This window comes from Rossellomorea vietnamensis NBRC 101237 (genome assembly GCF_001591825.1).
Taxonomy (GTDB): Bacteria; Bacillota; Bacilli; order Bacillales; family Bacillaceae_B; genus Rossellomorea; species Rossellomorea vietnamensis.
This window is the reverse complement of the sequence record NZ_BCVQ01000087.1, coordinates 1-7,220: the sequence shown is the minus strand read 5'-3', so window position 1 is coordinate 7,220 and position 7,220 is coordinate 1. Positions and strand designations below refer to the sequence as shown.

6 protein-coding genes are annotated in these 7,220 nt (G+C 43.6%); 1 reads left to right on the top strand and 5 read right to left on the bottom strand.

Annotated features, from left to right (window positions below):
• Window positions 1-141: 141 nt before the first annotated feature.
• From helD to BVI01S_RS21550, 5 genes are all read right to left on the bottom strand, one after another.
• Complete coding sequence (gene helD, locus BVI01S_RS21570; protein ID WP_061811522.1) at window positions 142-2,418, bottom strand: RNA polymerase recycling motor HelD; 2,277 nt, start codon at window positions 2,416-2,418, stop codon at window positions 142-144.
• A 192-nt stretch (window positions 2,419-2,610) separates the two neighbouring features.
• The gene (locus tag BVI01S_RS21565; RefSeq protein WP_159361666.1) at window positions 2,611-3,792 is read right to left on the bottom strand and encodes an ATP-binding protein; all 1,182 of its coding nucleotides are present in this window, start codon (window positions 3,790-3,792) and stop codon (window positions 2,611-2,613) included.
• Window positions 3,793-4,014: 222 nt separating this feature from the next.
• Complete coding sequence (locus BVI01S_RS21560) at window positions 4,015-4,947, bottom strand: ATP-grasp domain-containing protein (RefSeq protein WP_061811520.1); 933 nt, start codon at window positions 4,945-4,947, stop codon at window positions 4,015-4,017.
• A 97-nt stretch (window positions 4,948-5,044) separates the two neighbouring features.
• Window positions 5,045-5,311 (bottom strand): MscL family protein, encoded by a 267-nt coding sequence (locus BVI01S_RS21555; RefSeq protein WP_034763141.1) that lies wholly within the window; start codon window positions 5,309-5,311, stop codon window positions 5,045-5,047.
• 207 nt (window positions 5,312-5,518) lie between these two features.
• Entirely contained in the window at window positions 5,519-6,478 is a 960-nt protein-coding gene (locus tag BVI01S_RS21550; protein ID WP_061811519.1) for a LacI family DNA-binding transcriptional regulator, read from the bottom strand.
• Window positions 6,479-6,626: 148 nt separating this feature from the next.
• Between BVI01S_RS21550 and BVI01S_RS22670 the strand changes: the two genes are divergently transcribed.
• On the top strand, window positions 6,627-6,767 hold the full coding sequence (locus BVI01S_RS22670) for a hypothetical protein (protein WP_156477377.1): 141 nt from the start codon (window positions 6,627-6,629) through the stop codon (window positions 6,765-6,767).
• Window positions 6,768-7,220: the final 453 nt, after the last annotated feature.

Sequence of the window (7,220 nt, the reverse complement as noted above, 5' to 3'; positions counted from 1 at the left end):
AGCAGCTAGAACCGTTTAAATACACTTTATATAATTTTACAAACAAAAAAATCCGAACCAATCCGATTTTCAATAAAGAATTTCGAATGATTGTTCGGATTTCCTTTTGACTAAAACACTTATGGCCCAGCCTCTATTCTTCTATTTTGCCGATTGACCGATAAATTGTTCTCGTTTCTTTCCTATGAATGCAAGTTTATGAAGGGGACGTGTCATGGCAACGTACTGGAGCTTGATGTCGAGTTCGTTTTCCGGGTTGAATGCTTCATCCACCGCAGCGATGATCACCACGTCAAACTCGAGTCCCTTTGAGAGATAGGAAGGAACGACGACAATCTGATCTTTCGGAATCGATTCCTGTTCTTCCAATAGTTTTACTTTCCCTGGCTGCCTCTCTTGAAGGATTGCACTGATTTTTACACAGTCCTTCATGCTTTTTCCAATGACGGCGAAGGTTTGGAACCCTTCATTCCGTCCTGAATCCACTTCCTTCTCGATGAAGGAAGCGAGTTCGTCCTCTTCCACATACTCATCAAAGCTCGGAGAATCTCCGTGTCGCACCACCGGATTCACTTTCGGGAAATCATAGGGCAGGAGACTAAGCAGTTTATTCGCTTCCTCCATGATTTCAATCGTCGTACGGTAGCTTTTTTGAAGCTCCGTGTACGTCGCCCTCGGAAAGATATCCCGATAGACAGGTTCCCAGGACTGAAGGCCCCGGTATGAGTGGATCCCTTGAGCGAGATCCCCGACCAGTGTAAACATGTCGGTCTCAAGGGCCCGCTTCAATGAATAGAGCTGCATATAACTATAATCCTGTGCTTCATCTATGACGATGTTTTTTGCTTTGTGGAATTTATCGATTCCGAACAAATGGGATTGCAAGTATAGGAGAATGGCCAGATCCTCTACTTCATACTGCTTTTTCTTCGCATATTTCAACGTGTACTGACAGAGCTGTTCCGCCTGTCTCCCGCTGAGCTCCCCCTTCGAGTAGGAAGCAAGGCGCACGGGATCTGAGAACAACTCAATGAAATATTGATGAAGTGTTTTCTTTTCAAACTGCTTCATGTATCCATTCACACTTGTACGTATTGCTTTCTTGATCTCGTTCACGCGCTCGAGTTTCTTATCCAATGCTTTCGAGACATATTCCTTTCGGTTCCCTGCCTTTGAACGTTCAAAGAGTGCGGTTTCGATCCGCTCATCAAAAAATTTCTCAACCTTCTCAACCATTTGCTTCTTGTTCGACCGGACATAGCTTTGAAGGAGTGACTTCAGCTTTTCCATCCGGCGATAGATTGGCATATACGTATATTCCTCTTTGAAAAGGTGAGTGAACCTTTTGGCGGTGTAGAGCTTGTATTTATCCACATAGAAGTCCTTTGAAGTATAAAAGCGCTGTTCGACTTCTTCTATATAATGCTCGAGGATTCTTCTGAATGCTTTAGACCCTTTGAATCCTGATATCCATGATGCGGTCTCTACTTTTTCATCATGGGTCTCGATCAGTTGAATAAGCTTATTATCTTCTACAATCGTAAGCTTCTTTTCTAAGCAGGTCATGACATAATCCGTGAATGTCGTTTGCCTTACCCGCTCCACACCAAGTTCCGGCAGCGCTTCTGAAATATAGTCAATGAACAAATTACTCGGGGCCAGGATCATCAGTTGCCTCGGATCAAAATGCTGTTTATAGTTATAAATAAAATAAGAAATCCGGTGAAGGGCAATGGTTGTTTTTCCACTCCCCGCCGCTCCCTGTACAATGATCGGCTTATTCAAGTCGGCCCGGATGATCCGGTTCTGTTCCTCCTGGATGGTGGAAATGATTTCAGTCAAACGGTTACTGGAGCTTTTGGCTAAAGAATCCTGAAGCAGTTCATCCGTGGTGGTTAAGTCAATATCGCGAATCTCTTCCAGGAGTCCATCCTCGATCATGTATTGGCGCTTCAGGGATAAATCCCCCTCGTACGTTTCACCTTCAGCCTCGTATGAGACATCGCCAATCCTTCCTTCGTAGTACAGGTTTGCGATGGGGGATCTCCAGTCGACGATGATTTGCTCCTGATTTTCACGCTGATACAAGGAGGTCTTCCCGATATAATGCTTCTCCACCTTACCGGAGCCCTCGTGTTGAAAATCGATCCGGGCAAAGTACGGTTTAGTCTTTGCTTTCGTAAGGGACTCCAATTCTTCTTTGGACATCTCAAAAAAGCTTGAGTTCGTCAAGATATCGATGTAGGCGGCACTCGACTCTCCCCAATCAATATCTCCAAAAGCTTTTTCCATGTTTTCCTTATACTTTTCCTTACTCGTCAGGGATGTGCTGATGACTACGTCAATATAGCGCTTCGTAAACTCTAATCGTTCTGATTCAATTGAAAAATCGGGATGAATAGTCGATTCCTTTGTCATACATTTCTCCTTCCAATTGTTTTAGCCGCAATGGAGAAAAAACGTCTTGCCACTTCCACCGAGGTAACGACTCTTGATGGGGAAAACGTTGATTAAGACACAATGAAATCTGTAAAAATTATGTAGGCGTTTGGGAGCAGAAATATATATTATCAGATAATTCAGGAATAAACAAGTAGAAAAACCCTCCACCTAAACAGATGAAGGGTCCCTTACTCTATCCACAGGAAACACAATCTGAAAACCAGTCCCCTTACCCACTCGGCTCTCCACGGTAATGACACCCCTCATGGCTTCGATGATCCGGTAGGAAACCATCAGACCGAGGCCCGTTCCCTTTTCCTTCGTAGAGAAATAAGGTTCGCCGAGTCTCTCTTGTTGATCCGGGGTCATTCCGACGCCGGTATCAATGATGGATATGCTTACGGTCCCTTTTTGAACCTTCGAAAGAATGGTGAGTGTGCCCCCATCAGGCATGGATTCAATGGCGTTTTTCATGATGTTGAGAAATGCCTGTTGGAAACTGCGGGTGTTCCCTACGATGGAGGCATCCTCGATCCGTTTATGTACGAGGACAGATTGTTGATTGCTCAAGGGCTCAACCATGTCGGCGAGCTTATGGAGCTGCTCCGAAATGGAGATGTTCTCCACTTGATCCGGATCCGGTTTAGCGAACGTGAGATAATCGTTGATGATTTCTTCTGCCCGGTTCAGTTCGGATGATGCGATCGTTAGATATTGTTCCCTTTTCCCTACAGGAAGATTTTCCTGATGGAGCAGCCTCAGGAATCCCTTGATCACCGTTAAAGGATTTTTTACCTCATGGGAAATGCTGGCGGCCAGCTGAGCGAGCACTTCCATTTTTTCTATTTTCACAAGTGCTTGTTTGATTTGAATCTGTTTCAGCAACGTCTCACATATATACGTCAGGATCAGCATGCCCAGGGAAGGGAGAAAAATAAAATTGATCAGATAGCTTTCGTCGATCACAAACACAGTCATCGCCTTCGCAATAAGAGCTGCTACGATGGAATGAACTGTAAAAAGGACCACAGAGAATATGATTTTCTTCCGGCTTGATAACCGGTTGAAATCGAACCATTTCATCCCGATGACCGTCAAGAGGTAGATCACGGCATATATCACGAATGCCACCATACTCCAACTGTAGATCATCGTCCTGGATACCAATAAGACAGCGAGCAATGCGAGGCCTGTAAATGGACCGCCATACAGAATGCCGAGAACAAACGGGATCATCCTGAGATCGTGGACACAGTAGGGGTTATTGTATATGGGGGAAAGCATGCACAGAATAATGGCGATACTTAAAGAAACAAGGGTTGCGAACCTTGTATACCAACCTTGTATCATCTTTTTTTCAACAAGGAAAAAAATTAAAAAAATACTCAAAATGATATAAAAGAAATTATTAATGACATCCTGATTAAAAATAATCATCCTGACCCTTTGACCTTTCACAGAAATTGTCTTCTTTAAAAATTCTACCATACTAATCCCTCTATCGTTACAATTATATATGTAACTTGTTATTTACATAAGAGAACTCTCCTGTACTACAGGAGAGTCATCACCTTACACCGTTTTCAATTGTTCACCAAGATATTTTGCCAGCTCGAGCATTCCGTATTGCCCGGACTTCGACTCGGCCTCTTTATTGTAATTCGTATTCGTGTTCACATCATACGTGTAGATGTTGCCTTCTTTGTCCTGGATAAATTCAATCCCGGCAATATCGATTCGATTCGCATGCAAAAACGCTTCATATGAGGTCAGGATCTCATGTGAAAAGTTCTCCCTGATCTGAAACTTAGGCTTGTCTTCCTGTTCCCCTACAGGACAGAATAGATCATCCACCTGGCATACGTCAGCAGGGCATAATTCGAATCCTTCCGATGTATCCACCTTCACTGCATACATGAACTTACCACCTATGAACTCACAGCGTGTAATCGATGCATCGGGTGCTTCGATGTATTCCTGTATAAGTGTCGTGCCGTCTAATGGCTCTTCAAAGTCGTCACTGTACACATAATTCTTCAATGCTTCCACCGAATGGAACAATTGCACTCCCAAACCTTTTCCTGCACGATTATGCTTCGTGATGAAAGATGGTTTACCAAGCTTTTCAGCAGCTTCGATTATTTGTTCTTTCCCAACGGCTGCAATGGTTTCCGGTGTCTTGATGCCGGCAGCATTCAAAGCTGTATACTGATTTACTTTACTAACTTCCAAGCGAAGGGCACGGCTTCCATTAAGGACCTTTCTCTCGTTTCGCTCTAACCAGGATAGAACGCTCTCCGTCAACTCCGGTGCAAAACGATGGTTTCGCGTATGAGACGACGCACTGATTCGATTATAGAAAATACCTTCCGGCGGCTTTGATGATAATTCGACGAGTCCACGATCAAGGAACCATTCCTCATATGGCAGTTGTAGCTCATCAAGCCTGGCCGTTAAATGATTGGTCCATTCACTGTTTTCATGAATGATATGAATTTTTTTCATGATCATTACCCCATTTGTTCGTATGATTTTAAATATACAGTCTTTTAACACAAAGTAATCCTACTATAAAAGTAGGATTTAGGCAATGATCATGAATTCACTTTAACTTACGATCCGTCCTCATTTGAATTTTCATGCCGCTTTTCGTCAGGAGATCACGGGCTTTGACCGGTACCGCTATGCGGGCACTCCTAAAATCGTCCTTCAGAATGTCTCTGATTTCCTGCAGGACTTCAAGATTGTTCGTCCTATGAACCTTAGAAGCCTGATCACTGGCAGTTAAACGATTGACCAGTTTAACCATTAGAAAAATACTTGTGGCAATCAGAAGAAGGTCAACCAATGAGCCCAGGAACTTCCCCAATCCAATCACTCCTGTCTTTCTGAAGATGCTTCATTACTTTAAGATATGGGGAAAAGGAGCGGGTTATGAAGGCTAATTCCTTATAAAAGATATTTTCCTATGATGGCGAGCAATACAATACATGCGACAACTCCCATCAGGATGACGAGCATTTTTTCTTCCTTGTTCCCCTGCATGGTTTTCCCTCCCTCTAATGAGCAGCGTGACTTACACGCTTCCCCGTTCAAACAATCTTGTGTTCAATATGACCGGATCAGGATGTTCCGATTCAAGAAAGAGTTTAAACGCTTCTTCCCCCACCTTTCTTATCGGTACTTCAAAAGATGTGATATCCAGGGCATCGGAAAGGGGATGGTTATCAAAGCTCAGGATAGCCAGGTCGTCTGGAATCCTGATTGATCTTTTTCCCGCCTCTGCCACCATTCCCGCAGATACTTGATCGCTCGTTACGATAAGGGCAGAGGGCTTCTCTTCCATCCGTTCCCATTCACTCAACACATCCCGTCCGTCCTGAAGATCGTAGCAGTCATTGAAGATCCACTCGTCACGCACGGGATGGCCGGCAGCCTCTGCGCTGTCGAAGAATCCCCGGATCCGCTCTTCGCTATTCGTCCCAAATGTTCTGTGCAAACACAACCCGATTCTCGAATGCCCTTTAGAGTAAAGATATTGGAGCCCGCTCCGAATTCCCTGATAATGATCAATGAATACCTTCTTGTATGTGGGGTCATATACATTTTCACAAAAAACCACTTTCGGACTGATATATGAAGCAAGAGCATCCAGAGAATTAGAGCGTGACGTCAGGATCAATCCATCCACTTCCTTCATCTGAAGCCGATGAAAGGCATCAAGTTCAGCCCCCCTGTCATAATCCGTCTGAAAAAGCTGGAGGTGATAACCATGCTTTAACGCTTCCCCCGCTATGCCTTGAAGAATCTCCCCGAAGTAAGGAAGATTCAAATAGGGCAGAATCACTCCGATGCTATAGGTTTTCCCTTTTGATAAATGGACGGCGTTCGCGTTCTTTATGTAGTTTAACTGCTCCACAGCATCCAGGACCTTTCGGCGCTTCTCTTCTTTCACATAAGGATGGTCATTCAATACCCTCGAAACCGTTGACACCGAAACTCCTGCAAGCTTTGCAATACTTCTGATATTTGTCATACCCATACCCCTTAAGTAACCATATTCCAACCCTAAACGATCTCTTCAAAATAACGCTTGCTCTGAAACGCGTTTCACACTTTAAAGTGAATACTGCAAGGAATTCCATTGCTCTTTCATTCCAAAAACATGATAAGGAGGCTATACTATGCTCGGTATTTTATCCTTACCCGTTCTCTGTGCCATCATCATCGGTGGAAGTTACGCTGCATTAAAGCCCATCCATTTCCATACTTCCTACGATCAAAACGATCCCTTTGAGCACATTTACAACTCTAAGCTCCTTTAATTCGTATGAGGCTTGAACATAACTGTATCCATTTTCTCTAAAGACAAAAAATTAGTTAGGATCACTTGTTTCACCGCTATTGATTTCCGTGCAATAGCTAGATCCTGCTTTATACATTGAATATGTTTTAGCAATAATTATAAAAGGACCATTTCACCAGATTGTTATACATACACAGACTACAGTTTTCGAATGATCGCTCATTTTGGATGTATCGGAACAAAATGAGTCATTCACGTCAGGTTAGACAGTAATCGGTCATTGTAACTAATGCAACTAGAGTTGGTGAATATGATGGTAAAGCAATCTCTACCTTACATTGTTATAGTGAAAACTTACACTTGGAAAGTTGATTGGAGCGGAAGGTGCTCGACTCCTGCGGGAAACGCGGGAAAGTTTGAAAAGCGGAGGTGGCTTGCTCAGCCCCGACAAGCATAAGATGAATGGGCGAAG

Excerpts from the sequence above, each read along its gene's own strand:
- BVI01S_RS21550 (WP_061811519.1), bottom strand. The coding sequence starts at position 6,478 with ATGACAAATATCAGAAGTATTGCAAAGCTTGCAGGAGTTTCGGTGTCA.
- helD (WP_061811522.1), bottom strand. The coding sequence starts at position 2,418 with ATGACAAAGGAATCGACTATTCATCCCGATTTTTCAATTGAATCAGAA.
- BVI01S_RS22670 (WP_156477377.1), top strand. The coding sequence starts at position 6,627 with ATGCTCGGTATTTTATCCTTACCCGTTCTCTGTGCCATCATCATCGGT.
- BVI01S_RS21565 (WP_159361666.1), bottom strand. The coding sequence starts at position 3,792 with ATGATACAAGGTTGGTATACAAGGTTCGCAACCCTTGTTTCTTTAAGT.
- BVI01S_RS21560 (WP_061811520.1), bottom strand. The coding sequence starts at position 4,947 with ATGAAAAAAATTCATATCATTCATGAAAACAGTGAATGGACCAATCAT.